29 protein-coding genes are annotated in these 25699 nt (G+C 50.1%); 22 read left to right on the top strand and 7 right to left on the bottom strand.

All coding sequences use genetic code 11. The features are described 5' to 3' along the window. The first annotated feature begins 14 nt into the window (after positions 1-14). Positions 15-656, top strand: a complete 642-nt coding sequence (locus tag Pan54_RS22975) for a peroxiredoxin-like family protein (protein WP_165441934.1) — start codon at positions 15-17, stop codon at positions 654-656. After that, a complete protein-coding gene (locus tag Pan54_RS22970; RefSeq protein ID WP_146505779.1) occupies positions 656-2059 on the top strand; it encodes a TIGR04283 family arsenosugar biosynthesis glycosyltransferase in 1404 nt (467 codons plus the stop codon). Before Pan54_RS22975 ends, Pan54_RS22970 begins: the two co-directional genes overlap by 1 nt. On the opposite strand, the gene Pan54_RS22965 is transcribed toward Pan54_RS22970, so the two are convergent. Beyond that, positions 2056-3111 (bottom strand): DUF3179 domain-containing protein, encoded by a 1056-nt coding sequence (locus tag Pan54_RS22965; RefSeq protein ID WP_146505778.1) that lies wholly within the window; start codon positions 3109-3111, stop codon positions 2056-2058. The genes Pan54_RS22970 and Pan54_RS22965 overlap by 4 nt on opposite strands. Positions 3112-3319: 208 nt before the next feature. Here Pan54_RS22965 and Pan54_RS22960 point away from each other — a divergent pair, with 208 nt between their 5' ends. Both Pan54_RS22960 and Pan54_RS22955 read left to right on the top strand, forming a co-directional pair. Continuing rightward, positions 3320-3880, top strand: coding sequence for a cytochrome P460 family protein (locus Pan54_RS22960; protein ID WP_146505777.1), 561 nt, complete (start codon positions 3320-3322; stop codon positions 3878-3880). A gap of 389 nt (positions 3881-4269) precedes the next feature. After that, complete coding sequence (locus Pan54_RS22955; RefSeq protein WP_146505776.1) at positions 4270-4602, top strand: hypothetical protein; 333 nt, start codon at positions 4270-4272, stop codon at positions 4600-4602. Here the strand turns inward: Pan54_RS22955 and Pan54_RS22950 are convergent. From Pan54_RS22950 to Pan54_RS22940, 4 genes are all read right to left on the bottom strand, one after another. Further along, on the bottom strand, positions 4599-5090 hold the full coding sequence (locus tag Pan54_RS22950) for a thioredoxin family protein (RefSeq protein ID WP_146505775.1): 492 nt from the start codon (positions 5088-5090) through the stop codon (positions 4599-4601). The genes Pan54_RS22955 and Pan54_RS22950 overlap by 4 nt on opposite strands. A 123-nt stretch (positions 5091-5213) precedes the next feature. Beyond that, positions 5214-5678 carry a zf-HC2 domain-containing protein gene (locus Pan54_RS22945; RefSeq protein ID WP_165441933.1) on the bottom strand — a complete coding sequence of 155 codons (465 nt, stop codon included), beginning with the start codon at positions 5676-5678 and terminating at the stop codon, positions 5214-5216. Continuing rightward, the gene (locus tag Pan54_RS26625) at positions 5671-5802 is read right to left on the bottom strand and encodes a hypothetical protein (RefSeq protein ID WP_261343188.1); all 132 of its coding nucleotides are present in this window, start codon (positions 5800-5802) and stop codon (positions 5671-5673) included. The genes Pan54_RS22945 and Pan54_RS26625 overlap by 8 nt, the downstream gene beginning before the upstream one ends. Continuing rightward, positions 5799-6578, bottom strand: coding sequence for a Crp/Fnr family transcriptional regulator (locus Pan54_RS22940; RefSeq protein ID WP_146505773.1), 780 nt, complete (start codon positions 6576-6578; stop codon positions 5799-5801). Before Pan54_RS22940 ends, Pan54_RS26625 begins: the two co-directional genes overlap by 4 nt. A gap of 344 nt (positions 6579-6922) precedes the next feature. Here Pan54_RS22940 and Pan54_RS22935 point away from each other — a divergent pair, with 344 nt between their 5' ends. The 16 genes from Pan54_RS22935 (at position 6923) to Pan54_RS22865 (ending at position 19857) form a co-directional block, all read left to right on the top strand. Further along, the gene (locus Pan54_RS22935) at positions 6923-7834 is read left to right on the top strand and encodes an SRPBCC family protein (RefSeq protein ID WP_146505772.1); all 912 of its coding nucleotides are present in this window, start codon (positions 6923-6925) and stop codon (positions 7832-7834) included. Beyond that, complete coding sequence (locus Pan54_RS22930) at positions 7834-8433, top strand: TetR/AcrR family transcriptional regulator (RefSeq protein ID WP_146505771.1); 600 nt, start codon at positions 7834-7836, stop codon at positions 8431-8433. The genes Pan54_RS22935 and Pan54_RS22930 overlap by 1 nt, the downstream gene beginning before the upstream one ends. A gap of 77 nt (positions 8434-8510) precedes the next feature. Further along, positions 8511-9299 carry an alpha/beta hydrolase gene (locus Pan54_RS22925; RefSeq protein WP_146505770.1) on the top strand — a complete coding sequence of 263 codons (789 nt, stop codon included), beginning with the start codon at positions 8511-8513 and terminating at the stop codon, positions 9297-9299. A gap of 152 nt (positions 9300-9451) precedes the next feature. After that, a complete protein-coding gene (locus Pan54_RS22920; protein ID WP_146505769.1) occupies positions 9452-9655 on the top strand; it encodes a hypothetical protein in 204 nt (67 codons plus the stop codon). Between the two features lie 871 nt (positions 9656-10526). Further along, on the top strand, positions 10527-10835 hold the full coding sequence (locus Pan54_RS22915; RefSeq protein WP_146505768.1) for a hypothetical protein: 309 nt from the start codon (positions 10527-10529) through the stop codon (positions 10833-10835). 182 nt (positions 10836-11017) lie between these two features. Then, positions 11018-11323, top strand: a complete 306-nt coding sequence (locus Pan54_RS22910) for a hypothetical protein (protein WP_146505767.1) — start codon at positions 11018-11020, stop codon at positions 11321-11323. After that, the gene (locus Pan54_RS22905) at positions 11302-11490 is read left to right on the top strand and encodes a hypothetical protein (RefSeq protein WP_146505766.1); all 189 of its coding nucleotides are present in this window, start codon (positions 11302-11304) and stop codon (positions 11488-11490) included. Before Pan54_RS22910 ends, Pan54_RS22905 begins: the two co-directional genes overlap by 22 nt. 42 nt (positions 11491-11532) lie before the next feature. After that, a complete protein-coding gene (locus Pan54_RS22900) occupies positions 11533-11820 on the top strand; it encodes a molybdopterin converting factor (protein ID WP_207310205.1) in 288 nt (95 codons plus the stop codon). Positions 11821-11936: 116 nt separating this feature from the next. Continuing rightward, positions 11937-12974, top strand: a complete 1038-nt coding sequence (locus Pan54_RS22895; protein WP_146505765.1) for a hypothetical protein — start codon at positions 11937-11939, stop codon at positions 12972-12974. After that, positions 12910-13581 (top strand): hypothetical protein, encoded by a 672-nt coding sequence (locus Pan54_RS22890; RefSeq protein ID WP_146505764.1) that lies wholly within the window; start codon positions 12910-12912, stop codon positions 13579-13581. The genes Pan54_RS22895 and Pan54_RS22890 overlap by 65 nt, the downstream gene beginning before the upstream one ends. Beyond that, entirely contained in the window at positions 13578-14252 is a 675-nt protein-coding gene (locus tag Pan54_RS22885; RefSeq protein ID WP_146505763.1) for a ThiF family adenylyltransferase, read from the top strand. Before Pan54_RS22890 ends, Pan54_RS22885 begins: the two co-directional genes overlap by 4 nt. A 461-nt stretch (positions 14253-14713) precedes the next feature. Continuing rightward, entirely contained in the window at positions 14714-14875 is a 162-nt protein-coding gene (locus tag Pan54_RS25985) for a hypothetical protein (RefSeq protein WP_165441493.1), read from the top strand. Positions 14876-14946: 71 nt separating this feature from the next. Beyond that, the gene (locus Pan54_RS22880) at positions 14947-16110 is read left to right on the top strand and encodes a hypothetical protein (RefSeq protein WP_146505762.1); all 1164 of its coding nucleotides are present in this window, start codon (positions 14947-14949) and stop codon (positions 16108-16110) included. An 847-nt stretch (positions 16111-16957) separates the two neighbouring features. Then, entirely contained in the window at positions 16958-17224 is a 267-nt protein-coding gene (locus Pan54_RS25980) for a helix-turn-helix domain-containing protein (protein ID WP_165441932.1), read from the top strand. Positions 17225-17226: 2 nt separating this feature from the next. After that, positions 17227-18345, top strand: a complete 1119-nt coding sequence (locus Pan54_RS22870) for a tyrosine-type recombinase/integrase (protein ID WP_165441931.1) — start codon at positions 17227-17229, stop codon at positions 18343-18345. 1002 nt (positions 18346-19347) lie between these two features. After that, the gene (locus tag Pan54_RS22865; protein WP_146505759.1) at positions 19348-19857 is read left to right on the top strand and encodes a hypothetical protein; all 510 of its coding nucleotides are present in this window, start codon (positions 19348-19350) and stop codon (positions 19855-19857) included. Between the two features lie 679 nt (positions 19858-20536). On the opposite strand, the gene Pan54_RS22860 is transcribed toward Pan54_RS22865, so the two are convergent. After that, positions 20537-20962: a hypothetical protein gene (locus Pan54_RS22860; RefSeq protein WP_146505758.1), complete on the bottom strand. Its 426-nt coding sequence runs from the start codon at positions 20960-20962 to the stop codon at positions 20537-20539. 547 nt (positions 20963-21509) lie between these two features. Continuing rightward, positions 21510-22937 (bottom strand): transporter, encoded by a 1428-nt coding sequence (locus tag Pan54_RS22855; protein ID WP_146505757.1) that lies wholly within the window; start codon positions 22935-22937, stop codon positions 21510-21512. Positions 22938-23608: 671 nt separating this feature from the next. Between Pan54_RS22855 and tssK the strand changes: the two genes are divergently transcribed. Both tssK and Pan54_RS22845 read left to right on the top strand, forming a co-directional pair. Then, positions 23609-25048 (top strand): type VI secretion system baseplate subunit TssK, encoded by a 1440-nt coding sequence (tssK, locus tag Pan54_RS22850; RefSeq protein ID WP_146505756.1) that lies wholly within the window; start codon positions 23609-23611, stop codon positions 25046-25048. Continuing rightward, positions 25045-25686: a DotU family type IV/VI secretion system protein gene (locus Pan54_RS22845; protein ID WP_146505755.1), complete on the top strand. Its 642-nt coding sequence runs from the start codon at positions 25045-25047 to the stop codon at positions 25684-25686. The genes tssK and Pan54_RS22845 overlap by 4 nt, the downstream gene beginning before the upstream one ends. The last annotated feature ends 13 nt before the right edge of the window (positions 25687-25699 follow it).

Genomic DNA, 25699 nt, shown 5'->3' with positions numbered 1-25699 from the left:
AAAGGAAATCAACAATGTTTCGATTCATGACAACGTTATTCGCGGTAGTGGTAACAACCAGCTGTACTGTAAACATGAGCTGGGGTGGAGAACCCAAAATTGCTATCGACGCAAACGCGACTACCCCTCTGAAAGCTGGAGAGAAGATTCCAGACGTTGTCATTCACGACAACTCAGGAGAGGGTGTTTCTCTTCACTCACTGATTGAAAAAGATGCTCCCACCGTGATCGTCTTCTTCCGAGGGAGTTGGTGTCCCATTTGCACTCGGCATTTCCAGGATCTGATCAAGATCCACCCCAAAATCGTCGAACACGGTGCCAAGGTCATTGCGATCAGTCCAGACACAGCTGAAAATTCTAAGGCAAATGCGGAGAGTCTGAACATACCATTCCCATTATATTCTGATTCTGACGTTAAAGCTGCCAGTGCATTCGGACTGGCGTTTCAGGTAGGTGAGACGACCCTCATTAAGTATAATAAATTTGGAATTGATCTCGAGAAAGCCTCCGGTCGTAACCATCATGCTTTGCCAGTACCAGCAGTCTACATTGTAGATCAAGCAGGAAAGATTCAGTTCGCTCACAGCAATCCTGACTATTCCAAACGTCTGGAGGGAGCAAAGATTCTCGCAGAGTTAAAGAAGCTACCTAAGTAATGGACACAGAGCAGAAAGACCTTGCCGGAATACAGACACAAGTTGGCTCAAATGCTGAAGGGATCGCCCCGCGATCTGAATACGGCGAGCGTCGATTAATTATTATGACGCGTATTCCCGAAGCGGGGCGTGTGAAGACCCGTCTGATCCCCGCCATCGGTGCGGAGGAAGCTGCGGAACTTCATACACGTTTGTTGCAACGGACACTGATTACCGCCGAGGAACATTCCAGGACGTCCCATGTCAATGTCGAGGTACGACATGCAGGTGATGCAGGAACTCCTTCCCTGTTTGCTGATCACACGTTCGTTTCGATTCGTCGTCCTCAACAGGGGAAGGATCTGGGCAAACGTCTCTCATCAGCCGTAGCCGATGCAATTCACGAACGTGCTCAGGACATTGTCGTAATAGGAACTGATTGCCCCGATCTCTCTCCAGCCGTTCTCGATCTCGCCTGGCAGAAGCTGGTTCAGGTAGATGTTGTTTTTGGACCAGCTAAAGATGGTGGCTACTACTTGATCGGTTTGAAGCGAAAATGTAACGGGCTCTTTCACGACATCGATTGGGGAACAGAACATGTCTTAGCTCAATCGCAACAGCGTTGCCAGCAACTCGGTCTATCATACGCCCTCTTGCCAATCTTGAGTGATGTCGATCTGCCCGAGGACCTTGTTACCTGCCGACGAATCGGTGCCAGCTTGGAAAAGTGTCTTCCTCAAATCAATTTCGGAATGCTGTCTGTTGTTATTCCGACGATGAACGAAGCCCATAATCTAAAATCAGCGGTTGCCCCTTTACTGAATGAATCGAATTGTGAAGTTATCATTGTCGATGGCGGTAGCACAGATGGCACACCAGAACTGGCTCGAGAATTGGGGTGCCGTGTCGTTCAGGGAACGCGCGGAAGAGGGCGGCAGTTGAATGCAGGTGCAGCATTGGCACGCGGAGAATTTCTCCTCTTCCTACATGCTGATACCCGATTGCCAACTGGCTTTCGCCAAGAGCTCAATGAAACTCTGGCATCCGGTGCCATCGCGGGGGCATTTCGTTTTGAAATCGATAGTCCGGGGTGGCTGTATCGGTGTATCGAATGGGGAACGAATCTGCGATCCAGGTTGCTTCAGCTTCCCTATGGGGATCAGGGGCTCTTCATGCGAGCGTCCGACTTTTTCCGCCTGAATGGATACCGTAACTGGCCCTTGATGGAGGACTTCGAATTCAGCCGTCGCTTAAAAAGCGGAGGGAATGTAGCAATTACTACCTCCACAGCACCAACTTCGGCCAAGCGTTGGAAGCGTTTTGGAGTCATCAGAAATACATGGGCCAATCAGATCTGCATTATGTTGTACCTGTGCGGCTTTTCTCCCGAGTCAATCGCCGCATACTATTCCCGACGCAGTTAGCGGTCATTGCCAGCCGCAGGGATCGGATGATTATAAATTGTCGTGTCTGGGTGCAGTGCGTACCATGCGAACCAGAAGGAATACAGCCACGAAATACCCTCTTCTGCAGATAGTACTCGCATGGTTTTCGACTTTCGATCAAACAAGATTGTTAGACTTTTCCCTCCGATTTTATCTGATATTTCCTGTTGACCTTCCGTAAAAAGTGATTCCGGATAGGCTCGGTAAATGTCATCGATCCAGACTCCGAGTACTCGCTCTTTATTTGGCAGTCGGTTATCGACAGGCGTAACTGGAAACATCAATTGCTGGTTCGCGAAATAACTTTCGTACGGGTTTCGTGTATAATTTCTTTGATGTCCGGTATTTAATGAGAGTACAAGTGAGTCTGGATGTCTGGCGATCCAAGTCCCCCATCTTGTCAGTTCACAGGGAATCGCTGTCAACTGCTTATTAACGGCTGGACCAGATATCCCTTTCGTCTTCACTTGAGACCACAAACTCTCCGGCTTTCCACCGCGGTCGTACATCAGAACGTTGCTGTTGTAGAGCAATCCTGAAACGCCGAAGTTTCGTATGCCTAGTGGTGTGTGGCGATTGTGGACCGCTCCGGAATCACACAGAGGACAGTATGTCACTGCAATTGGAATATCGCCGATGGTGTCGTTAACAATCTCGTGATAATTCAGGATCGCCAGCGGATATGCTCGAGCCTGTCCTTCAATGACCACACCGATGACCCGATCCTCCGCTTTGAGATAAATGGCTTGCTTAACAGTTATCATTTCAGGATGAGTCAGAGCAGGAATGCCGTCCTTGGGCGGTCCACCTCCGCGAATCTCTCGAACATCCACGATTGCATTGGAGAGATCAAACTCGAGAACTCTGGGCTGAAACTGTGCAAGCGAAGTCGATGACGACTCCTCAGGTCCAATCCTCAGAAGAACTGCAATGATGACTATAGCGATTCCAGTCCCAATCACTATGAGTTTCACCCAGTGTTGTAGACGGGAAGAATGATCCGAAATTTTCATGGACATTTTTTCTGTCATGCTTCAGCTCCTGTGAATTGAGTAATCACTGTTCGGTAGTAGCGCCATCTCCTTCTGATCGTCTCATACAGAAATTATTGCATCTGTGAATCCAGGCACAGACGCGGCTTAATCTGGAGAACAAAATTGAATCAAACCAAGGGGAAATATTCAAGTAACACCAGCGGCACTTTCTGCCGTGCAAACTCAATTTGACTGGAGCATTCAAGTGATTCGTAATTCAAAATCGATACTGGCAGTGACTGGGCTTTTTCTCTGCTTAGGACTGGCACAATTCGTGATGGCTCAAAGTGGCACACGAAACTCTCCTCAGCAGCAACAAAATCAGAATACTCAAGGGAGTGCACCACGAAATGAAGCCCCATTTGATGATCGATTCTGGGGCTTTCTCAAACAGGCGCAGTATCAGAATTGGGCTTCTCTGCCTGGCATTCCTTCTGATGGATATCCGGGGAACAGTCCTCATGGCAAACATGTCAAGTTATATGTCAATCGCACAGCTGCAGCAGACCAGAACGCGTTTCAATCAGGTTCTATCCTCGTGAAAGAGAATTACGATGAGTCAGGAAAGACTCTCATGGCTGTCACCGTAATGTACCGCTCAAAGGGTTTTGCTCCCGATGCGGGAGACTGGTACTGGGCGAAATATGAGTCAAACGGAAGAGTTTCAACGATGAACAACATGCGAATTAGCGGTCGCGTTGGAATGTGTATTGATTGCCATCAATCCGCTCAAGGAGACGACTTCGTGTTTGCAAATGATAATTAAATCTTCACCTGTGTGTTTTGAGATCAAAAAGATTACGGTGTTAAATATTACTTCAAGAAAGGCTTCTCTATGTCTCACATGTTCAATTGGTTTTGTGTCTTCACGATGACAATTTTTCTCGCGGGTTGTTCTGATTATCAATCCACTTCACCGGCTCCAAGTCCGGAGGCAAAGGATTCTCAGGATGCGGACTCCAATTCTCAAGGGTCGGATTCAACAGAAAGTTCCGCACCTTCAGGTTCTGACAGTCGCTGAAATCAGGTTCCAATGGTATCCATTCTCGTCAGACGTTGTTTACTCGGTCTGGTATGGGGACTCGTTCTGTCAGGAACACTCTCCATTGCCAACTGGCCTGGAGAGTGGGGACATTCTGTTTGTGGAGCATGGGGATGCGGACCACCGCTGCAGGCTTTGATCGCTTGTCACCTGTCATGGCTTGTGATCCTCATCCCCCCATTTTTTTCCTGTCCAGAATTACTGATCGCAAATTATTGTTTCTTGGTACACTTGCAACATTGTCAGTCGCCTTGTCGATCGCGTTAACGATCACAGTTCACGAGCAACTGATCTGGAAACAACAAGTATCTCCCAGGCAGCAACAGTTTTACTGGCAACGCGTCGGATTCGTGATCCTCACCACAGTCGAAGTACCGATGATTGAATTAACTTCTCTCTCGATGATCGTTCTTGTGTGGATCTTTGCAGGAAGAAAGAAACATTAGCGGACAATCGCGGAATTTGCGTGACTTCTTTTCGACGCAGATGCGGATCCTGTACTGACATTATCGAGAACTGGCAATAATGCTTCTGGACGGGAATATCCGGTGATCGTTTGAATGTGTTGTCCAACACTATTGAACAAGATGGTGCTTGGCAAGCTCTTGATTCCCAGTCGCGATACAACTTGGGCATCTGTTTTCGCATCCAGCTTCAAGGGAATGAATTTGTCCTGAATCCTTCGGACGATTCCCTCATTGGACCATGTGTCACGCTCCATCTTCCGGCAATACCCGCAATAATCTGCGGTCACATAAACTAACAGTGGCCGTCCAGTCACCTGTTGAAGGTGAATTGCTGTTTGGGGTGTTGTCGTCCAGTCAACGGACGATGCATTCTGCAAGTACGACAATGATCGATGATCTTGGGCCATCGTAATTGCATTCAATGAGACAGCAGCTGTGACGAGTAGAGTGATTGTCATTCGGTACATTGTATCCTCCAGATCAAGAAAATAAGACGGCAAACCTATACCGTCTGCTTTAATTAAGATCGGAGGATTTCAGTACTCGACTCCGTGAATCGGCCAACAGATGCGACGTGCGTTAGCATTCGACTATGCAATTGGAATAGGCAACGGCGGGGCTGTTTCGCCCAACGCAATCGTGAGACTCTCGCGGCGACATGTTGAGCACTTGCAAGCGGTTCCAGATTCCACATGACTCATTTTAACTGACTTCGACTGCATAGACTCTATCAATGCTCGACACTCATCACATTGTTCAACATGAGCCATGATCTGATCTGCCTGTTTGGCTTCGAGTTTCCCCATCATCATCTGCGGTGCCAGTTCCCGAACTTGAGAACAGGCTATCCCTGAATAGACTGGATCTTCAAATGGCTCTTCTTTTTGGAGAGCCATCCAGCCAGCACCGGTAGCCAGCGCAATGGCACCTGCAGTACTGCCAGCACGCACAAGAAATTGCCTTCGCTGGCGAGAACGTTCATTCCCAGCCAAAGAAGGAAGTGTTCCGGGTGGGCACGGTATCCACTCTTCCTTTAGGTTTCGAGATTTACTCATGGACTTGATCCTCACCGGCATGTCGATTCAGAAGTTGCCGCCATAGAATGTTAGTATCGGTCATTTCTGTTTGTGGTTCTGTGAACAGCTTCACACAGCTTTTAAGTGTCCAGGAAATTTTCATGAGTCAACGCCTCCCTGACTTGGTAACGGCCGAGAAGTAAACGGTTTTGGTATTGATCTGGTTTCCGCTCCCACAGCCAGTGAAGGGACAGCTACATCGAGAATTGAAGCCAGCCGGCGTAAATTTCTGATGATAACTTTCTGTCGACTGACCTTAACGAGCCCTTCCAACTGCAGTTCCCCCAGTAGCGTGGTAACCGTTTCGCGTGTCACCCCTATGATAGACGCCATTTCCTGATGGGACAGCTTGATATTCAAGTGCACTCCATCTTCCACTACTTTTCCATACTGCTCCGTCAACTCTAACAAAAGATGACCAATTCGATCGCGATTGGAGCGAAATAGAAGATTCCTTAGCCGTCGTTCAATCCGCTTACGACGTAAACCGATCAGTTTCGTCACCCCCAAAGACAACATCGCCGATTCTTCCATAATTTGCCGGAGTTCTTCACCCGGCAACAAAATTACGGTCGAATCCATAGCTGCCTCTGCACGTTCTTCCCGTTCGCCTCCTTGCACAAGGGATAATTCACCAAAGAGTTCACCAGGATCAATAAAAGCCAGTATGGATTGTTTTCCCTCGGCGGTATTTGAGCAAATCCGGACACGACCACGTCCGAGTAGAAAGGCACCGTCTGCCTCGTCCGATGGTAAGTAAATGACACTATTGCGGGGAAACTCCCGAATCCTCGCGCGTCGCTCCAACCGAATGAGTTGTTCCTCACTCAAACGCCGAAACAGCGAACAATCTCGAACGTACCATAGCTGTTGGCTCATGAGTCCTCAGAATATCCCACAGGATATGGGTAATTTAGATTATTGTTCTTCGTCGCAAATGTAAATTTTTTAGAATTATAACAAATACCGCTAATGGGTAAACAGGTATCGCGGAAGTCATCCTCAGCGTTGCATTTTATTGAACTTCCTACTGTTTTCTAATCACACACACATGCTAATCATTATCGATGACTAAAACTGACATAAGGATCAAAACGACAAACATGAAACACTTTTTTGGGTAATATGTACTTATAATCAGAAATCTCTGCCTGACAATACAGTAACGGTAACGTTACTGTATTGTCAGGTTACTTAAGATTTCTAAATAGCGGAATTAAACTATGAACGATTGCCTGTTAAGAACGGCTTTAGGGGTAAACTGTTCGTTTTCCTCAATCACCGGCTTTCTGATGACCTTCTCGCCGGGCTTGGTGGGAGGAATGATCGGGTTCGAGAACTCGATCATTTTGCAAATTGTTGGGGGGGGACTGCTGGCGTTTGCCGGGCTGCTCTTGTATTTAGCAACGATCGCGAGGGAGCCCCAGTTATTGTCGATGCTCGCTTCTCTGGGCGATTTTTCTTGGGTAGGTGGTACTGTCGTGTTGGCTTTCATTTCACCTAGCATTTTCTCAACGATCGGCTGGTTGATTGTCAGCATGGTCGCATTGGTCGTAATGGCATGCGGCCTGGCTCAGGTGATCGGGATCGACCGAAGCTATCGAAGTAACGACCCTGCAAGAGTTGGCTGGCTGAGGCACTGTCTGGAGTATCGGTTGGATACTTCGCCACAAAAGCTATGGAACGTCACCCGAGATGTGGGCCATATCCATCATCACGCACCGTCAGTTGTGCTTGCATCGATGGTCGAAGAGGAGACGGAAGATGAGCGTCCGGTCCGAGAATGCCAGGACGAGAAAGGACAGTGCTGGAGAGAAGTGATCTCAATCGATGATGAAGAAATGCGTCTGGACCTGCACTTCCTTACGGAACGAGATGGGTTCCCGTTTCCTTTTGCTCAGATGGAAGGAGGCTGGATGGTGCAACCTGTTCCAGAAGGAACACGGCTTCGGGTCTGGTGGGAGGTGGTTCCGAAGCGTCGTTGGGCTGCGTTCGTTTTCATGCCATTGTTCTCGGTACTTCTTCGCAGGAGTTTCCGCGTGACTATCGAAAATATGCGAGACGCCGCCGACGGTGATGAAGAACGAGTGGTCCCTGCGAAGGATAAGCAACCGATCATCGCGGGAGCCTGTTGATGGGAAGTGAATCGAACAAAAGTGATCGGCCCGCTTCGTATGATGCGATTCTCGAAGCTGCCGTTGCTGAGTTTGCCGAACGTGGACGTGATGGTGTAAGGATGGAGCAGGTTGCCGTCCGGGCGGGGTTGAATAAATCGCTGGTCTACCGCCATTTCGAGAATCGGGACAAGCTCTTCGAGGCAGCGTTGCAATCTGTTTTCTCCAAACGCTTTGAGTTGCTCGAGGACTTGCCGACGGAACTGAACGGGTTATTCGATCTTTGGACCGGACGGATTGCCAGCGATCCGCAGTTTATGAAAATGCTGCTGCGTGAATCGCTGGAATCGGACATCGAGCAACCGATCCATGCGGACCTGCGGAGCAGCTACTACGCGCACCAGATCAAAGCGATGCAAAAACAGCAGGAGCAAGGGCAGCTTCCAACCGATGCTGATGCGGAATCGCTGTTCCTGATGTTAACCGCCGTGTTGGTATTTCCCTATCTATTACCTCAGATCACTAAACTCGTCACTGGTTCCAGCCCCCATTCTGTGAAGTTTAAACGGCGTTGGAAGAAGATGTTTCGTGTGCTTGTAAGGCAACTGGAAACGGAGTGAAATCGTATCAATGGAGAAAATGATCTCAACCATTTTTTGTCCTCCTGATATTCAGAGCTCTGAATATAAAGGTTTTAATGTCTGACGACCGCCCCATCTCACCAAGCCGAGTCATCCTTTTCAATGGCGATCCGCAGAGACCCACGCTCGTGTTTCTGCACGGCGTCTATCATGGGGCATGGGCTTTTGAGAAATTTCGACAGTCTTTCAACCAAGCCGGTTACCCTGTTGGACTAGTCGACCTGCGTGGCCATTACGGAGATAACCGTCTCACGCCACAGAGCGATGTCGGCTATGCGGATTTTTTGGAAGACGCCCATCAGGCACTGAACCAGATCGAGGGCGAGAAGGTCGTTATCGGTCATTCGTTGGGCGGCCTGCTCGCGATTTCCCTCAGTTCCCGAGCGGACATCACGAAAGCCGTACTGATTGCCGTCCCATTACCAAGAGCGGTGCGTAGCAAGCAATGGCGTTTGCTGTTTGAATTCCCACTGCGGACCACCCGTTACTTACTGACCGGGAATGCGGCGGCTCTCTACCATCTAACTCGGTTCACAGACCGCTACTTTTTTTCGAAGTATACGCCAACAGTGATCAAAGCAGAGGCCAATTGCCGAATCCAAACGCAGGACGAACCAGCTCGCCTGTTTCGAGACGTCACGACTCTGGAACTTCCCAAGCCCAGACGTATCCCCACTCTGATACTCGTCGGAGAACATGATCCCACGGTTACAGTCGAGGTCGGGCGAGAACTACAGGAGATGACGGGCGGCGAAGTCCTCGTCATCTCCAGATCCGGTCATGACATCATGCTGGATGCTGGTGCTGAGATCGCCAGCGACGCGATATTGAAGTGGTTACAGTGACCTCAAACTCTGCGTTCTCGGCAAAAAGTAAGCCACAGAAGACCTGAATGGCGTATTCTTCTACAGCCGAGTCTATGGTCTGTCATGTTTTAAAACTAGAGTTGCGTTGAATTAAGAAAGCGGCGCTAATTCAATCCAAGGAGGGTTCTGTGATGTGTGAAAAAAAGTATATCGTTCGTTTGACCGATGCCGAGCAGAAGGTCTGCGCTGAGGTGATTCGCAAACTCAGGGGAACCGGTCAGAAAGTTCGCCGTGCTTATATACTGCTCAAGGCTGATGCGGATGGGCTGGCATGGACGGATACTCAAATTGCAGTCCTCCCCGGAAGGGACTCGAATCTACGCCCTACTGGTTAACAGATCGACGATGATCGGGCCAGTTCGACAGGTTTGAGGCATTCGCTAAACAATTAATAAAAACGTTTCATCATATGGTGATGGAGGTCTATTAATCCTTAAGCCCTTTCATTTCGAGCACCGTTTTGCCCAGAACAGTCAATCGAGGAGAAGGAAGTCATTTGCTGAGAGCCATCACGCAGATTTCCAACTTGGTTCACACAACTGGGCTAGCAGGGCATTGAGCATCAACAGTATTTCACGACTCGCAGAATCAAGCAGTTCCTAAAAACGTTTCGGGGCCAGTTGCCGCAGGAGCTTTTCGGTTTGCAGAGACTCCGCTTCGGGAATCGGATTCGCAATGGTGCTTTGTATAGCCTTTGAGATCTGTTCGTTTCAGTCGATGCTTGGAGTCGCTATCTCGGTCTCCTTCGCTACTCATAAGTCGGCATTATCTGGGCCGACTCTCTTTGCGGCTTGCCACCCTTTTCAACAAACCTAAGTTCAAAGAAGAACATGTGGTTGTTGAGTACTGCCATTTTTTTTCTCCTGAAAACCTGTGGCGACTGGCATCAGCGAACACTGCAGATTCACTTTTTTGAGACGACAGGCTGCTATTGAAATCATTTCGGGAAAAGCTAAACAATCGCCAAAAACGTGTCACTATAAGGTGATGGAGATCGATTAATCTTCAGCAGGAAGCATTCTGTCTCTGCGAACAAGAATTCATGAACTGATCTTCCGGTCTCAGCATACCGATTTACAACCGCTGATTACTGAATCTGCTGTATGGCTTCTGCTTACGAACAACTCTGCAATTATTGTCTCCGATGCATTCCTTCGTCCTGAATGCATTTACCCAATCTCCCCCTCTATTGAACAGAAAGGTTTTATGATCGCGTTCAATGACTCTGCTGATTCCTCGTCTTCTGGCCATTTACGCTTCCCTTCCGGCCAGATCGTCATCACCCCCAACGCTCTCTCCCAGTTGCCTCCCTCCGAAGTTCTCGTTGCTCTCAAACGTCATCTGAATGGCGACTGGGGGGACTGCTGTCCGGAAGATCGGCATGCCAACGACCAGGCTCTGGAATCGGGTGGCCGTCTCTTCTCGGTGTATCACTCTGAAGATCAGCAAAAATTCTGGATCATCACGGAATCGGATCATTCCCTCACGACCGTGTTGATGCCAGAAGATTATTGAGGCGGCTCGCTGCCTCATCTACGTATTGCTCCTTGCACTCTGTCACCATTCAGCGATCTGCAGGAGCCCACAATCCGTCAGTCAATTTTTACCACCCTACGACTGCCCCGGTGGAGCCGTCAGCTCCATGACTCCCGTTTTGCGGGAGTTTTTTTATGCACTTTTCTAATTAAGGAACCCACATGACTTCTCACAATCACTACTGCTCAGAATTTGAATGTCCCATACGCCAACGCGATCTTGATCGGGCCGTCGCCCGGGCCACCGGCGAATCGGTCAGCACGATCCATTCACGGGGATTCGTCCCTCTCTACCCCGATGTCATCGATGACGACATTCCCATCCTCGACTGGGATGAACTCGATCGCCAGCACAGTGTCGGCGTCCATCGGTTGCGACATCCACTCCCCGAGGATTGCTGGATGTCTCCGGAATTCCTCAAGTCTCAAACTCCACAAGGAGGATCATGTCCGCTCGGCACAAACTGAATGCCGCCTATCTCCATGGTTCGCTGATCATTGCCGGCATCATTGGAGGGATTTCCGAGTCGTTTATCGCTTTCGGGATCACCTTTGCCGTGCTGTTGATCGGCAACATCCAAGGCGGAGACATTCGCCTGAATCGTCATCAAACTCGTCGAACTCGACGAAAATGACAGACCCTTTACACCTCATGACTTTCACACAAGGAGCCTATTTTGAAGATTCTCTACATCAACAACGACGGCGGCGGTTTCGCCGACTACATCACCATCGAACCCGAGACCACCATCTCCAAGTTCGTTGACCAACGCCTCAAGCACGGCCTCGCAGCCGACTATCTCATCCGCGTCAACCGCCAACCAGTCAGCTCAGACTACATCCTCCAGGAAGGCGACCGCGTCTCCCTCACTCCCACCAAAATCGAAGGGGCACGAGGTGCCTCTGGGCAGTCGCTTGGGCGTCGAGAGACTGAGAGAGATTGTTTTGCTCCTGCAGGGCGTTGATGAATTACTGGGGAGATTGAGTACTCCCTGAGGTTTTTTGGGCCGGGCGGTCAGGTTTTGAATCTGGCTGCCCGGCCCTTTTTTCTTCCACAAACACTTTTTGAAAAAGGCTCCCTATGAATGACTTTCAGCGACTTGCCCTGCGAGCCGCGATCTCCATGCGAGAGGCAATGCTGGTCGATCCGTCAAATCAGGAGATTGATCTCCCTGAGAAGGACTGGAATCGCCTCCAGCGATTACTGCGGCAGAAGCAGTTGGCTCAAGATCACGAGTGGCAAATGGCCGAATGGATGATCAACGCACGTCTGATCTTCACGATGGAACGTCTGGCTACCGATCTGCGACAACGGACGCGAGATCTCGAACAATCGTCAACACAACGAGTTGTGACTCCCGACTTGAGATTGATCTATGAAGAATTGATCGCTCTCCCCAGCGAGTTCACGGAAGTAAGCATCGATCTGCGACACGGCATCCTGCGAGTCGTGACGGACGAAATCACTCTCGAAGGAATCGCGCTTGGTCGCTTCGATATTGTTTACAACTGGACAAATGATGGACCTGGTCCCAGTTATGACATCCACGCTCTCGACCCCGCGCCCTCGAATGCCAATTCCGACTTCGTCCATCCGCACATTTCCGATGGCATCCTCTGCGAAGGGGAAGCGAAGTCGGGGATCGAAGCGGCACTCGCTCAGGGACGATTCTGCGATTTCTTTCTGATCGTCGCTAACACGCTTAATACCTACAACGACGACTCAGCCTACGTCACGCTCAAAGAGTGGTACGGCACCCCCTGTCTGGATTGCGGAACCAGTTGCAGCGATGACGACCTCACCCTCTGCAGTGGCTGTGAAGATCCCTACTGCCAGCAGTGCTGTGATTGCTGTCGGAATTGCCACGACTCACTCTGCGGTTCTTGCCTGCAATCCTGTGAGGAGTGCTCGACACCCCATTGTCGCGATTGCCTCAATACGTGCAACGAATGCAACCACGACTTCTGCAGCAACTGCCTGACCGATGGCTATTGCGAAGCCTGTTACGAAACCCTTTCTGAAACTGAACTCGAAGAAGACGAGGACAACCATTATGAAACGACGCACCCCCAACAAATCACCCCTCCCACGACGCCTGCAGAGACGGCCTCGCCGTAAACGCTTTCATCGACCGGCCTTGAAGTTCAGCCCGACCGCTTGGGCCAAGTTGATTTACCTGCGCGATGCCGGCCCGACTGAAGTGGGGGGCTTCGGAATCTCCTCTGCAGACGATCTCCTGTATGTCGAAGAGCTGGTGCTGCTGCCGCAGATCTGCACAGCGGTGACTGTCAGCTTTGCTGAAGACGCGATTGCCGATTACTTCGATCAGCAGATTGATCGCGGCCTGAAACCCGAGCAGTTTGCTCGTATCTGGATCCACACGCATCCGGGGGAGTCCCCGGAACCTAGCCCCACCGACCTGGACACGATGGAGACCAGTTTCGGGGAGTGCGACTGGGCCGTGATGTTCATCCTGGCCAGAGAAGGCAAACGCTACGCCGAGCTCCGCTGGAACCGCATGCAGGATTCCCGCCTGCGGATCAAAACCTCGATCGACTACCAGCAACCGTTTGCTGAGACCGATTATGCGGCCTGGCAGGACGAGTACGACGAGAACGTGGTCGACCAATCCCAGAACTGGACGGACCTCATGGAACCGGAAGAGCTCTGGGAATATGGCGACCTGTTTGACAATCCCCACTCATTTTTGGAGTTCAATGCATGAACAATCCCGATCGCTTTATAAGACAAGCCGACCTCGTTCCCCGAGAGCGGATCCAAGAGCTGCAGGCGACCGTGATCGGAGTCGGAGCGATTGGACGTCAGGTCGCCCTGCAACTGGCCGCTCTGGGTGTCCCGCGATTGCAACTGATCGATTTTGATCAGGTCGAGCCGACGAACATCACCACACAGGGCTACGACCATCAGGATCTGGAACAGCTTAAAGTCGAGGCCACGGCCCGACGCATTCAGCAACTCGATCCCACAATCGCAGTGATGTCGATCGCCGACCGCTTCCGCTCCCGTATGGAGATCGGAACGGTCGTCTTTTGCTGCGTCGACCGGATCAGCACCCGAGAATCCATCTGGCGATCCCTCCAGGACCGCTGCGAATTCTGGAGCGATGGCCGCATGCTGGGAGAATCGATGCGGATCCTGACCGCCACAGATCAGCAATCCCGAGAGCATTACAGCAGCACGCTCTTCAAGCAGTCAGATGCCCAGTCCGGTCAGTGCACGGCCCGCAGCACCATCTACACGGCCAACATCGCCGCCGGGCTGATGTTGCACCAGTTCACTCGCTGGTTACGTGGCATGCCAAACGATGCCGACCTCTGTCTGAGTCTTCTGGCGAATGATTTGATGATCGCCAATTCAAAGAATGGAGAAGATTGAGGTTTAGTTTTCAGACCACACCCTGACCAGTGTGGTCTGAATTTTTTATTTAGCCATCAGAACAAAACAGCTAATTTACTCGAAAGTGAATTGGCGATTGCTGGAGGATACCAGCAATCGCTTAACTGGTAACCCGTAAATTACAGTTTCGTGCTTAAAAACAGGCGTTTTCGAGTTTTTACTGATTCTCTGAGCCTCGCTGGCTCCCGACGATTCCGGTCAATTTGCAGTTTCAATGCAAAGTTTCGAAACTCCGGTACGCTTTGCTCGCAGCGCTAAATAATCGCGAAAAATGTGTCATCATTAGATGAGAGAGAAGTCTTAATTCTCAGGGACTCTTTCAGACACAGGCAATTGCTGTTTCTAATTGTCGGTAACACAACCGCTCAAAACTGCTTTCACGCCGAAGGCTTATCTGACAGTCTTCGCACGTTCGTCCATTTCCTCAAGAAAGGTACCGGATGCCCAGACCCGACAAAGGTTCTCCCAAATCGAAAACACCCCCACCAAATTCTGACGAAATCCGTCAAAACATCTCCCAGTTGATCGGTCAATTGATCGCCTGGGACTGGATTCAGCAAAATTCCACACAGAAAGGGACAAAATCGAAAAATCAGTATTGAACAGTGCAACCACAATTTTGGAAAATGACAGTAGAAATTATTAGAGACGAGATACGGAGGCTGTGAGCAGGATGCAAAACACGACCACGAACTTACATGCGAAAGCGGCAGAGGATGCCGATTGGAAAATGAGCCAGTCTGTACTTGCAGATTTCCAGCGGATTGCTGAAAAAAATCAAAACCGAGGCATTTCCAGTTTTCGAGTCGGATCCATCGTCGATGATCGACGATTCCATCAGCTAGTGGATGAAAATAAACAATGGTTTCGCGATCGACTGGCAGAAAACGAAGTGATTTTCTGCCTGGACTGGAACCTTTATCTCCTTTTGAACAAGTACTACCGTTTGAGTCCTGCAGAGCAGAGAATCGAAGCAGAGTTCAGCACTCTGTGTCAGTTTCATCGAACACTGGGGGTCAGTCAATTTAACGCCATCAAATTTGCTCCACTCTCTGATGGTTTGAACAACGAATTATTGAAATTGAGGCCCCGGGCTGAAAGCGAATGGACGGAACCGCTAGGTTCTGTTTGCTCAAGGCAAATTCGTCACGTGACGGGAAAGCATCAAGAAATTCTTGATCGCTTACTTGGTGCCGCGGGTTGGCTCATCAGTCATCCCTCTTTCTTAGCTGACAGAGATGGCATTCGTGATCAATGGAAGAAGTTACCAGAAGGGAGCGATCATGTATTCCCGCTCAAGAAAACAACAAAAATTCCTCGGCTCAACTCTGAATTCCATTATGAACGTATTGAACCATTGCAAATAGATAATTTCAGAATAGCCTTCGATCGATTCTGTGAAAAGTGGCAGTTGGAAGGCATGCTGAGCTGGGAACTTCCTGAACCTTCGGGGCCGCACTGGGACTACTTTGATTTTACGGATCCTGAAATGATGTCCAAACCAGCGGAACCGAAGACTCCGTTTCATACACCTGTTCTGGTTAAGGATAAAATGGCTTCAGCTGACTACGAATGCCATGTTCGGAATTCCGCCGAACACAGGTTTAATGATCAACATAAATGGCAAGCATACGCAAGCATGTTTAAGGTTCATCACTGGTCTGAGATTATTGCGAATCGCTATTCAGACAGAAAACGTCCTGTTGGTAAGTGTCGAATATCTCTGGAGCTGATGTCCATGATTATCGGATTGGACTCTGGCCGAATTAGCAAGTTACAGCGACAGTACAAAAGACTGGCAAATGGCGAGTCCCAAGACATGAGCAAATTTCGCTAACTCTTCTGCGAACGATCACGTGAATTCATAGAGAGCGGGTTGAATAGAAGCTCCTGATCATCGGTTGCGTCGCAGCCCTGACCACGAGAATGGCTTGGTCCCCCTGCACTTGTTGAGTGTCTGATGTTCCACGGTGCAGACTGCAATCCACATGGATTGACGGGATCAAATTGGCCCAACGAGCTACGGACGAAAAAACGAACGCAATCACTGCGATTATCGAGATTTTGCAGCTGTTCGACCTCAAGGACGCGATCGTTGCGATCGATGACATATAACCGAAGAGGAGGGGTTCGGCCGCATCGAGCGACGATAGTATGTGCAATTCCCCGTACTGGCCGAATTACCAGGGCAAGACAATTGTAGTGGAATGCAGACGATCGGCTCGCGACACTCATCTGCACCCGAAACGGCAATCGGATCACCGAAACGCGGTACTTCTTCAGCAGCTTACTAACAGTCGTCAAGCAGTTCGTTAATGCGGTGCGAAGTCATTGGAGCATCGAAATCGCCTACACTGGAGCTTGGATTTCACGTATCGCGAAGACGAATATTGCATTCGAGAGCGACGTTTGACCGAGATCTTAGCCTGGCTGCATCGGTTCACGCTATCGCTGCTGAAGCAACATTCGCGAAAACCAGCCCCGTTATGAAACGCAGCGGTTGCGGCTGGAACGAACACTTCTTGCTCAAAGTCCGCACAGGACAAACCACTTTGTCCCCCGCTGGCCCTGGGGCATGTGAAATGCGCCCCCCTTTTTTTTGGACTCTTCGAGATAGTGGGATGAGTCAGACATTCGGGTGCCGAGTGTCATCATTGCTCAACTATCGTCAGGAGGACGAAACGATGTCTCGCAACGGATCCAGGAATATTGCTTCAAAACCCGAAATCGAACGGGCGGTTCAAGCCTTTCGGAAATCTGATCCAAATGTCTCAAAGTTCGGTATGACAGTCGATCAATTTGCTCGTGAATTAAACGTTGCAAGGAAAACTCTCTACGAGTGGATTCAGAAAGGACGCTTTGATGGAACCTTCCGAAAACGCGGAAAACATATCTACTTCTGGCCTGAGAAAACCTTGGACCGATTCTACAACGGTCCTGAATGGAGATAATCATGATAAAAAATTATTTGATCGCAGATCGGGTGAAAATTATTCCCCGAGGTAAAAAGAAAATTTATACCGCTGAATTTTCCCATGAGGGAAAACATTGCCGGAAAAGTCTCAAAACAAGCAATCAGAAAGAAGCGATACGAAGAGCTACACAACTGGCTGCTAATCTTACCAGTGGTGAATTTCGAAAGGAGGTTGCACGAACCAGTCTTTGCGATGCTCAGGAACTCTACCTGAGCCAACTGGCATTTGAGGAAAGAGCAGAATCCACACAAGAGCGGTATCGTGGCGAACTCAACACCTTCATTCAGTTTTGTGCAGCCAGAGGGATTCGTAATTTAGCACAGATCAAACCGTTGCATTTTGATGAGTATCGAAAACATCGTGCTTCAACTCATGCTCCTGCTACGGTCTATCACGAATCAATGGTCATCAAGCAATTTTTGAATTGGTGCGTCAGTCGACATTTACTCAAAGAATCTCCGCTTAATCGAATTAAGATCCCGAGCGTGAAATCGAGTTGTCGGAGATTAGTCCCCACATTGGAGCAGGTCTACCAGATATTAGAAAGCTTATCTGCTTCACAAAGTATTATGCTGGCGATCCTGGCCTTCACGGGGATTCGCAGCGGAGAATTAAAACGTCTCCGCAAAGAAGACGTGGATCTGAAGAATAACTGGATTCATATCATGTCCAGAAAAGGAGCCGAGACGAAGACCAGAGATTCTCGCAAGATTCCGATTCACCCGAATTTGCGATGCATTCTGGAGCATCATCACCCCACACCTGGACCATGGTTCCTGACCGCTCAGGCGAGTCATCAGTATCCAGAGGGGGATCATCCCATTAATCCAAAAAACCTTAAGGTGCGTGTTCAGGCAACTGCACGCCAGTTTGGGATTCCAGTCGGACAAAAGTCCAACGGCCTGGTCTTGCATAGTTTTCGACACTTTTTTGAAACTCACGCTGTCAATTCCGGAATTCCTCAGAAAGCGATCGACAGCTGGATGGGGCACAAATCGGATCATTCCATGGGAGCGGTTTATTACCAGCTCTCAGATGCTCAATCACAAAAGTTCATGCAAGACATCAATTTTGATCCTCCGCAGGGGAATCAGTAATCCCATGAAAATACGGAAACAGAAATGAAAATCACATGCCTGTTGTAAGCCGGTCAACATCCACTACCACAATAAGTAATGCCCAACACTTCGATGGGGTTGGAATCCTCATGAAGAAACAGATTGCCGGCGTTTGGCCATCAGAACTTGATCTGGTGGCCCAATGCCATTTTAAATTTTCAAACTGAAACGACTCTTATGAGTCATCATTCAATAATTCGGAGATCATGAAAATGAATAGTTCTTGTGTCATACTGAGCACGTTGATGTTAGCAGGAATCCTGGGAAACCGTGTAGAATCCATTCCAGAAAAGGAAAATCACAACAGGGACAAAAACGGGACAAGTGGGGTGCAGCAATATGAACATAACGCTCATACGCTACAATATGAGGGGTGTGAGAGCGTAAATTCTAAGACCGCACTGAAAGAATCTTTCGGGGCCACCCGGTTACGACCTCAGCCACCCGTTGTTTGATTCTGAAATTCATCTACGAAAGAAACACTGCTGGGCAAGCCAGCAGTGGTACCCGGCGCTCAGCTATCTGGAGGCTTCACTGCGCTGCGACCCCAGCCACCCGCCGATTTTTTATCATCACCCGAGATTGTGAATAAGATGAGATCAGAAACTTGGGAAGCAAGGTGCGTCGGGACGCACCCTACGGAGCTTGTAGAATTTTTCCTCTTGTGGCTGCGCCACCCAGGTTATGCACAGGTCTTATTACCACGCCCATCACTTTGTTCTGGGCGTGCCACCCGGGGGGGCCACTCTGGGGATTAGTGAGAAAACTATGTCGAAGCATGCTTGCCCTGCTGCGCGATGCAAGCATGGCACCCGGCTTTTTTTTGGACATCAGGCTACGTTTTGTATCAACGACGGTACGGCTTACAGAGCCGTGGCACGATTATGCGACGTGTTTTCTCTATTTCCAACCGACATTTTTTATGTATGACCAACTCTAAAACGCGCATCTGTGGTGTGTTGTATGGAGGGGTGATTTTTCATGGTTGATGTTGCGGGGAGTCGATTGTTGGGGCGGGCGGCTGAGCATGTGGTGGTGGCTGAGTTTCAGTTGCGGGGTTATGAGGTGGTGGTGCCGGATTTGGATTGTGGGGTGGATTTGTATGTGCGGTCTGCGGAGATGGCGGGGTGTGGTCGGGAGATGAAGCCGGTGCAGGTGAAGGCGGGGCGGGGAGTGGGATTAAAACGGGTGCATGGGTTTCGGGCTCAGTTTCGATTGCCGTGGAAGCAGTTGCTGGGGTCGGAGGATGGGGGTTTGGTGTATGTGCTGATTGGGTTGTGTCCGGAAGAGGTGATTGAGCCGCGGTTTGGTGGAGGGGGTTGGGAATCGATTGTGATTTCGCGGAGTGAGTTATTGATGCTGATGGAGTTGGGTCTGGGGACGCAGGGGGAGGATCAGCTGGTGGTTTCGTTGACGTTTCGGCGGGATCGGGTGACGGATCATGGGATTGATTTGCAGTGGTATCGGAATTGGTATGAGCGGGTTTTTTGAGGGTTGAGGGTTTTTGAAGAATTGAGTTTCTGGGGGATATTGGATCGTTATTTGTTATTGCATGCTCGCAGAAGTGTGAGTATGGCACCCGGGGTTTCAGAGAAAAGTACGTCGATTCATGCTTGCCCTGCTGGGCGATGCATGCATGGCACCGGGCGTGAAAGGTGCGTCGGGACGCACCCTACGGAGCTACGCCTCTGTGCTTCGATTCCAGTCTCCTTTGGTCTCTTGCTCCTTGTTGTCTGAGTTTTAGGATCGTTTATTTAGCAGACTTCTTGCGGCTGCGCCGCCCCGAAAGAATCTTTCTGGGCTATCCGGATGCGACCTCAGCCACCCGTTGTTTGATTCTGAAATTCATCTACGAAAGAAACACTGCTGGGCAAGCCAGCAGTGGTACCCGGCGCTCAGCTATCTGGGGGCTTCGCTGCGCTGCGACCCCAGCCACCCGCCGATTTTTTATCATCACCCGAGATTGTGAATAAGATGAGATCAGAAACTTGGGAAGCAAGGTGCGTCGGGACGCACCCTACGGAGCTGGGGGTTAATGAGAAAACTATGTCGAAGCATGCTTGCCCTGCTGCGCGATGCAAGCATGGCACCCGGCTATCTGGGATTTCATCGACCCAGCCGAAGCGGCTGGGCTACCCGCTTTTTCAATCAACAAAAGCGGACCGAAAACCTACCGTCGAAACTTTTTGTTGAAGTACCGTTGATCAGAATTGTTGAGATAACTTCGGGTAAAATCGTAAACGGCCGTGTAAGTGATATCGCCATACATCTGGGTGACTGTAATCTTATAGTCCGCTTCGCCGGAGTCATCCAAAAAGACAAATCGCTCTTTATCACCGCCATCCCATTTGATGTTCCAGGTATCCCCATTGACACTGAGATCTCCCGAAAAGTAGCTTTTCTGAGCGGTGTTGTTTTTGGGATATGAGATCAAGTGAATCCTGTCCGCTCGATCTCGAGCCGTCTCCGTGACAATGAAGATCCGTTTGTAGACCGTCCCTTCATGTTTATATTCGTGAGAGAGTGATTGATTATTTTCCGCGACAGCTGTTGACGCGAAGGCCAAAGCACACAACAACGTAATAGATCGAAGCACAACAAACTCCTCAAGCATGAGACCAAAATCGAGCAAACTCAGTCTTTACCGTCTCAATAGCGATGTCAAGCAGATTCTACGAGACAGCATCAGACTTTCATGGTCGGAACTCATAGGATTCGCATAAACGATTTGATCCGACGAATTGCTCGATGAGGGTTTTTGACGAATTGAGTTTCTGGGGGATCTCAGATCGTTATTTGTTATTGTATGCTCGCAGAAGTGTGAGCATGGCGCCGGGCGCTCAGCTATCTGGGGGCTTCGCTGCGCTGCGACCCCAGCCACCCGCCCGAAGCGAGCCCTGTCCCCCGGGGCCCCTTGTAGAATGTTTCCTCTTGTGGCTGCGCCACCCAGAGAACTCTGTGAGATTCTCTGGTCTACCCTGGTTATGCACAGGTCTTATTACCACGCCCATCACTTTGTTCTGGGCGTGCCACCCGGGGGGGGCCACTCTGGGGGTTAATGAGAAAACTATGTCGAAGCATGCTTGTCCTGCTGTGCGATGCAGGCATGGCACCGGTTGTGGGCTACGGTTTGAATTAGCGGATCAATACACAAAGCGGAAGTCGATGGTTGTGAGTGTTTGATAGAGGGCTCGGTCGTTGAGAGACATGGCGGTGTTGATACCGGCTTCGAAGAGGCCGAGGTCTCCGGCGGGGCCGAGGACGAAGCGGAGGCCTGTGGAGAGGACGGCTGCGGTTTCGGAGTCGACGTCGACGACAAAGCCGCTGGGCAGTGTTTTGGCTCCATCGAGGGCACTCCAGCCGAGGAGTTCGAAGGTTGGCATGACTGCAAAGATGTCCGTCTGGTATTGGACGGTACTCATGCCCAAGCCGTACATCAATCGCTGACCGGAATGGACGGGATCGCCTCCAATGGGGAATTGATAGCGCAGGTCGCCGAAGAAATAGGTTTTATCGGTCCACTTCAGTTGAGCCAGAAAGCCAGGTTCCAATGAGGTATGTCCGGTTCCGAGTCCGCGGGCTTTGGAGCCGGTTGGCAGAATCGTGTTGAAGTATTGGGTCAATTTCCAGTGGTCGCCATCGATGATCAGTAATCTTGTTGCGATACTGAGGTCGCCCAGGCCGACGGTGCTGTCGTTGATATCGGGATTGATGAAGCGGATGGGGACTTTGGTTGTCGTCGAAAAGTATTTTCCGCCCGAGGCGAGTGCGAGCGTCATATCCTGATAGTTGACTTCGTTTTCATTGAGCGGAGGACCAATGCCCTGCTTGGCCCAGAAGAGTTCGGAGCGATCTGGGGTTTCCAGGCCAGTCGCGAAGTCGAAACGTAAGCCGGTGTAGTTTTGAGGTACTGGAGTTTCGATGAGAAACGGAGCAAACATGACTCGTTCTTCGCCGATGCCCCCTTCCGGTTGTGGTTGTGAACAGAAGGGCTGAAAAATCTTAAACCAGGGGGAGCAAGGATCGCAGCAGGGGCGGATTTTTTCGCAGGAGACCTGTTCGACACAGATTTCTTCGGGATAGGCCGATTCAGGATAGACGGGGAATCCCGAGAAATCCTCTCCGCCGATGACCGATTGAAACATCGGGACCGCCATGTTGGGATTGGCTGGGAAATTGTCTGGATAAATCAGTTCTCCCCCGGGGCCTTCCAGTAATGGTGGCGGGGCATATTCAGATTCAGGGAAGAATCCGGTCTCTGGGGGTAAAGCGCTGACTTGGAGTTCATCCGACGTTTCCTTTTGCTCAACAACCGTCCACTTCGGGGGCAGCCCTCCGACCAGCAGCGGTCCTCGCAAAGGTGTTTCCTCTGTAGAAATCTCAGCATGCCCAGCATTCTCAACACCAGCATTCTCAACAGAGGTATCCTCTGAATTTTGGTCTTCGTCCGCAGGTGCGGGCTTTTCCGTTGTCTTAGGCTGCGTATTCTCTAATTTCCTGGCAGGATCGTCTTTTTGATCGAATAGTCGGCGTGTTCCCTTCCCGTTGCCTGCTTGAACGGAGCAAATCATGACCAGGAAGCAGACGTAAATTCCCCACGAGGTCCATCTGCGCCAAATGATGGGACGTCTGCCTTGGGACATATTTCCAGTCAAAACTCATTGAGAACAATATGTGATTGCTCGAACACGATTAGGAAACCGCGCAATCGAATCGAGCGGGCAGAGAGACTGCCTTATCGATTTCATCGGCAATCAGGATCGCAGGGATCAGAGAATCTATTCCGATTGAAATCATTTTAACGAATAGTCAGACTGGGGGGTTTGGCGAGGGTCGTTGGGACTCGTTCGAATCTCTCTGAATTGCTCTAATCGTAGCACTGACAGTGAGATCAGATGTTTTACAGAAGTGACGGGAATCGCTAACATTAAACTCGGTGACATCTTGAGGATTCCCTGGAGGGAGTGATTTGCTCTCTCCATTGGTAGAGAGTTCGAGTCAAAAGTGCGGATTCCTGTTGTCGCTATCACTCGATGATGAGATTCTGTCTAAATTTCGTCGCGTCCTGAGTTTGTGCGTTGGCCCCTCGCTGACGCTTCGGGTTAAAATGGTTGCCTGATTTTCTGGTTCAATAATGTCCTGTTTTTCCATGTGCGTTTTGCCTGAGCAGATAGAGTATTTTCAGGTATAAAGCATCCATGTGAAGGCACAAAGCATTGAAAAATGCTCTAAGAGATGAAGCATGAAGTATGCGGGAGTTCATTGGCACGAGGGTCAATTCCTTCATCCCCACCATTTTCAGGCGGCTGACCGCTACTGGTCTGAACTGAATACGCTCAATCAGCAGTGGGATCATCCCTATGGCTATGGCATTCAGGACATCGAAATCAATACGGATGCCCTGGCCAACTCTCAATTTGAAGTCAATCGCATCCATGCCCGGTTGCCCGATGGTTCTGTCATCTCACTAAATGAAGGTCAGGTCCCCAATCGAATCCGGCTAACCGACTCGGCCAACTGGCAGGGAGAAAACGCATCTCGCGAATTGACTGTCTATCTCGGCATTCCGCGACTCAAACTGGGACGCCAGAACATTGCGGCCACTGAGGGCGGACTGAATCGATATCTGGAAGGCGAACTGAGCCTGCAGGACGAAACCCAGGGCGGGAATGATCAGCTTGTCAAAGTGAAATACAATAACGTGAGGCTGCTGCTCTCGAATGAAGATCTGGCAGGATTCGATCTGATTCCGATCTGCAAGCTCACCCATGCCGCGACAGAATCGGCAGCACTGCAACTCAATCGTGACTACATCCCTCCAGTGTTAAACATCGATTCCTGGCCTGAACTGGGACGGGGGCTGGTGCATTCCTGTGCCGATATGATTGGCCAGAAGAGCGAAATTCTCAGTAATCAGCTACAGGCCAGACGAGTCGGTTTTGAGAGCCGTCATCCGGGAGATCTGGATCGGATGTTTATGCTCTCGGCTTTGAACGAGTCGTACGCAGTGCTGACGTCGATTTGTGAATCCAAAGGCATCCATCCCAATGTTGCATTTCGGGAATTGTATCGTGCGATTGGAAGTCTCTCGATTTTCGGTCCCGGTCGAAGGGTTCCCGAATTACCGAAATACGATCACGATAACCTCGGGCCTATCTTCCGCACCCTCCGCGATGAGCTTCAAAAACTGCTTGATGCGGTTCAGGAATACGAATTCGAACAACGCTCATTCATCGGCATGGGGATGGGCATGCAAGCGACATTGGAAGCAAAATGGTTTCATTCGACCTGGGAATGGTTTATCGGCGTGAATAAGGGAGACCTCTCCAGTGAAGAATGTCTCGAACTGTTATCCTCGGGAAATCTTGACTGGAAATTCGGGAGTGCCCGTCAGGTCGAAGCGTTATTTCAACGTCGAGCAGAAGGTTTGACGCTGGAACCACTCGACAGAGCGGTTCGTGCGCTTCCTTCGGATGCGGGCTGGCTGTTTTACCGCGTTCCCCGCACCCGAACTCCAGCCTGGCAGGACGTGGAAGCGACGCAAACTCTGGCGATGAGGCTCCGTGATACACTGATTGTGAATCGGGAGGATCTTCAAGGAGAGCATCGCCTGATCGTTTCCTATCGTAACAAGAATGTCCCTCTGGAATTTTCCCTCTTTGCAGTACCACAACAATTATGACTCCCAAGTTTGCCAAAGCGATAGACCCGATTTTTCTCTTCGGCATCGATTTTGCCGAGCGGATCAATCGTGGTGAAGAGATCCCGGCCGAGACGGCTCATCTGAAATTCCGGTCCTTATTTGAAGAAGCCGAGGCCATTCTTGGCGGCAATAAGGACTGGACCCTTTCAAAATATGCCATCGTCTCCTGGATTGATGAACTGCTGGTCGAAGCCCCCTGGTCGGGACGGGACTGGTGGGGAAACAATGTGCTTGAAGTGCATTATTTCAACTCACGTTTGTGTAACGAACAGTTTTTTGCAAAGGCGAAAGAAGCGTCCATCCTCGATTTGAAGGATGCTCTGGAAGTCTATTTTGATTGTGTCATTCTCGGTTTTCGAGGCTTTTATGCCGATCAACAGACCGCCTCTCAAATAGCCAGTTCCCGAAACTTACCCGCTACCCTTGAAGAGTGGATGGACAAAACCTCCCGAGCGATTCGACTTGGGCAGGGGCGGCCTCCACTTTCCGAAGCCGTCCGGGAAATTCCGGGAGCTCCTCCGTTAATTTCCAAGAAGCGGGTCGTTTCCATCTGGACGATCGCGGTTCTGTTTGTCCTGGTGGATGTGATTTTTTTCATCGCGAATTTTGTAGCGTGACTCAGGGGAATTG

Source organism: Rubinisphaera italica, assembly GCF_007859715.1.
GTDB lineage: Bacteria > Planctomycetota > Planctomycetia > Planctomycetales > Planctomycetaceae > Rubinisphaera > Rubinisphaera italica.
The sequence above is the reverse complement of the archived record's forward strand: the minus strand, read 5'-3'. Positions and strand labels throughout refer to the sequence as shown.